At 62.0% G+C, this 3,277-nt stretch carries 2 protein-coding genes; one reads left to right on the top strand and one right to left on the bottom strand.

From position 1 onward, the window contains the following. Nucleotides 1–1,191 (bottom strand): filamentous hemagglutinin N-terminal domain-containing protein (locus tag PMI40_RS11865; RefSeq protein WP_040501951.1); only part of this gene is annotated, 1,191 nt, incomplete at its 3' end. Between the two features lie 269 nt (nt 1,192–1,460). On the opposite strand from PMI40_RS11865, the gene PMI40_RS11870 reads away from it, so the two are divergent. Continuing rightward, nucleotides 1,461–3,161, top strand: a complete 1,701-nt coding sequence (locus tag PMI40_RS11870; protein WP_081496447.1) for a ShlB/FhaC/HecB family hemolysin secretion/activation protein — start codon at nt 1,461–1,463, stop codon at nt 3,159–3,161. Nucleotides 3,162–3,277: the final 116 nt, after the last annotated feature.

Here is a 3,277-nt window from a genome sequence, read left to right on the forward strand (position 1 = left end):
CAAGGTACCGCTGTTGTCCAGGGTTCCAGCCACGGAGACGGTGGTATCCGCTTGTGCCGAGCCCAGATTACCGCGATTGTCGAGCGCGCCGGCGGTGAGCGTCGTCGCGCCGTTGGCGCCGATCGTGCCGGTGTTGACGACGGCTTCGGCTGCGCGCGCCAACAGTGTCTGGTTGGCGCTCAGGGTGCCACTGTTTTCCAGGCGTCCATCAACGGTGACGACCGCATCTCCGGCTGCTGCGCCGATCATGCCTGCATTGCGTACGCCGACGCCGTGCTCGGTGGAACTCAGGTAGATGTGGCTGGCATACATGCCGCCCAGTTGCGCCACATCGATGGCCACGCCCGGTGCCGCACCGTTGGCGGCTACGCCCGGCGTGATGCTGGCCTGGTCGGCGCTGACCGTGTTCAGGCCGGCGGTGATCTTCAGGCTTTGTGCCCATATGCCGGCGTTGATATTGACCGCGCGTGCAATGATGTCGGCATATTCCGTGCCGCTGGCGTCCATGCCTGCACCGTCTACCGTGACGGTGCCTCCCGCGACACGATAGGCCTCCAGGCCAATGCCCGACACCACGGGCGACCCGGTGGTGAGGGTGACGCGATTGGCATTGACGAAGCCGCAACCGGAGCAGGTGATGCCGGCCGGATTGGCAATCACGACCTGGGCGCGGTCGCCGGCGACTTCGACGTAGCCGCGCAAGTAACTGGGATTGGGAGAGTTGACCTGGTTGACGATGACCCGCGCCGTGCCGGTAGCCAGCCAGGGGTTGCCCTGCACATGCCCGCCCAGCTGGGTCTGGGTCGGCGTGCGTGCATTGTTGAGAATGGCGCCGTTGGCGCCCACATCGAACTGGCGATATGCGTTGACCGACACCCCTGCCGTGTTCGGGGTCTGGACGTTGACCACCGGCACGCCATTGGCGCTGGACAGGACGGTCGGCTGCTGGTTGCCCGGCGCGTTGCGATCACTGTAGATCTGCCCATGCGCCACGACCGTATTCATCGCCATGGCCAAGGCCACCGCCAGCAACGAAAACTTCAGTGCTGGCGCAGGAGCACCCGAGTGGGCGCTGCACGCAGACGAACCGGTCGCGCCGCTGGCACCGCTGGTGCCGGATGCATTTTCGGCGACGGCCATCGGCTCGCCGCGGCGTTGGTTGAAGACGACCTTATAACGTTGACGGTTCAAGTGACTACCCCGCGGGGGATTCTTGTATTGGGACTCCGCGTCGCGCCTTGCCCCCCGATGGCTCGTATGGCGCAGTTCCCGGACGGCAAGAATTACCTTGCCAAAGGGCAAGATGTTAATTTATGTTAGGTGCCCGTTAGAAATATTCTTGTGATTCGAGAATTTTTCGTTGTTATTGGATTAATAAACTGAGAATTTTTCGCAACATTCTTTCCACTGCGACAATTTTTATCGACTGCTCTGTGGTCAGATCAACACAACAATTTCAAATGTCTTCCCGCTTATTGCTTCCAGGCCTGGCGTCATTGGCTGTTCTCGCTTTCACAATCACGGCTGTTCACGCGCAGACCGCGCCAATTCAGGAACAATTGCAACGCGAACGGGAACGGGTGCTGCGCCAGCAGCAGGAGCAGCGCCCCGATGTCAGTCTGGGCGCCCCGTCCAAGGCAGCCATATCGGCAGCGGTGTTTCCTGACGACGAACAACCCTGCAAGAAAATCGATTCGATCACGCTGGACGGGGATGCGGCCGATCACTTCAGATTTGCGCTGGATAGCGTGACCGGCGCCGACGGCGCCCTCGGGCGCTGCCTGGGCAGCAAGGGCGTCAATGCGGTACTCACGCGTGTGCAAAATGCCGTCATCGCCAGCGGTTACACCACCACGCGCATCCTCGCCATGCCGCAGGACCTGGCCGGGGGCAAGCTGACGCTGACCGTGGTGGCCGGCCGTGTGCGTGCCATCCGTTTCGCGCCCGGCGCCGACGTGCGGGGCACTGCGGCCAATGCATTGCCGATATCCAAAGGTGACCTGCTCAATCTGCGCGATATCGAGCAAGGCCTGGAGAACTTCAAGCGCGTGCCCACCGCCGAGGTCGATATCAAGATCACGCCCGCCGAAGGCGAGGACGCTCAACCCGGCGAGAGCGACCTGGTGATCCAGTATCGACAGGCTTTTCCGTTGCGCGTGTCGGCCACGCTGGACGATGGTGGCGCGCGCGCCACCGGGAAATACCTGGCGGGATTGACGCTGGCCTACGACAACTGGTGGACCGTCAACGACCTCTTCTACGTCAACCTCAGTCGCAGCGTGGGCCACTACGGCGATGAAGGCAGTAGTGCCACCACCGTGCATTACTCGCTGCCGTTCGGCTATTGGCTGTTTGGCACCACCATCTCCAGCAACAAGTACCACCAGACGGTATCGGGAGCGTTCGAAAACTTCGTCTACAGCGGCCAGTCGCAGACCACCGAACTGAAGCTGTCGAGACTGATCTACCGCGATAGCGTGCGCAAGACCACCGTTCATCTGAAGGGCTTGGTGCGCAACGCTCACAATGCCATCGACGACACCGAGATCGGTGCGCAGCAACGGCGCAACACCGCGTGGGAAACCGGCATCAATCATCGTGAATTCGTCGGCAGCTCGACGCTCGACGCCACATTCGCCTATCGGCGCTCGCTGGACCGGCAAGGCGCCGAACCTGCGAGCGAGTTCGACCTGCCGCAGATCGCCACGCGCTATGGCCTGTTGCTGGCCGACGCGTCGATCAATGTTCCATTCAAGGTCGGCCCGGTCGCGTTGCGCTACTCCAGCGCTGCGCGGGCACAGTGGAACCGCGGCAACCTGCCGCCGCAAGACCAGTTCTCGATCGGTGGACGGTATACGGTGCGCGGCTTCGATGGCGATCTGACATTGCAGGCCGAGCGCGGCTGGTTCGTCCGCAATGAACTGTCGGCAGCGCTGGGCCAAAGCGGCCAGGAATTCTATGCCGGCGTGGACACCGGCCAGGTAGCCGGCCCCAGCGCCGGGTTTCTCACCGGTCGTCGGTTGACGGGTGCGGCGATCGGCTTGCGCGGCGCGCTGTACAAACTGTCTTACGATGCGTTCCTGGCGACGCCGCTGGCCAGGCCGGATCATTTCGCGACGGCGCGCGTGACCGGGGGATTCAGTCTGGCTTGGGCATTTTAGAAAAAAGACAAACGTCGAATTACAGAGCAGCCTGATTGGCTACTGGCAACTATATCTTTTCCCGAGCGGAAACAGGGTAATCCCCATTTCTCATGTTCGCCAGAAGTAGAAACGTC

It is taken from the genome of Herbaspirillum sp. YR522, from assembly GCF_000282575.1.
In the GTDB taxonomy this organism is placed as follows: Bacteria; Pseudomonadota; Gammaproteobacteria; order Burkholderiales; family Burkholderiaceae_D; genus Herbaspirillum.

Excerpts from the sequence above, each read along its gene's own strand:
- PMI40_RS11870 (WP_081496447.1), top strand. The coding sequence starts at position 1,461 with ATGTCTTCCCGCTTATTGCTTCCAGGCCTGGCGTCATTGGCTGTTCTC.